The organism is Pseudomonas sp. HLMP, from assembly GCF_046365545.1.
GTDB lineage: Bacteria > Pseudomonadota > Gammaproteobacteria > Pseudomonadales > Pseudomonadaceae > Aquipseudomonas > Aquipseudomonas guariconensis_B.
Window position 1 is genome coordinate 1 of record NZ_JBDLLR010000012.1, and the last position, 482, is coordinate 482.

Genomic DNA, 482 nt, shown 5'->3' on the forward strand with positions numbered 1-482 from the left:
GAAGCCGACCTGATGCGCGCGGCCGAGCATGCACGGGAGTCGTTGGCGATCCTCAGCGAGGAGGAGGCCAATTTCATGATGGCGCATATCGGGGAAATTGCCGGGGTGCTGAGTGGGGCGAGCACCTCGATGGGCGTGGGCAAGGACATGCTGGAAAAGGGGCTTGGGCAGGTCAAGGACACGCTCAAGGGCATCGAGGCGCTGCACCAACGGCAGTTTGCCTTGCATGGGCACCTCAGAAGCCCGGAATTCTTCGCATCGCGCCAGGCGCTGTATCAGCAGCTCAGCGCGCAATTGAGTACTGCGTTCCTGCACAAGCGGTTGAGCCTGGGCACCTACGACAGGCTGCGCCGGGATCTTGGGATTTCGTCCAAGCGTGTGGTGCATCACTGGAAAAAGGCCGGTGGGCCGGGGCAGATACCGGGGTATGCGACGCATTTGGAAGAAGTGGCGAAGACGGCGCGGTATTTGAAATATGGTGG

At 61.2% G+C, this 482-nt stretch carries 1 pseudogene; it reads left to right on the top strand.

Going from position 1 to position 482, the window contains the following annotated elements:
• Positions 1-482: pseudogene (locus tag ABFA30_RS24015) on the top strand (hypothetical protein); the annotation flags it as partial.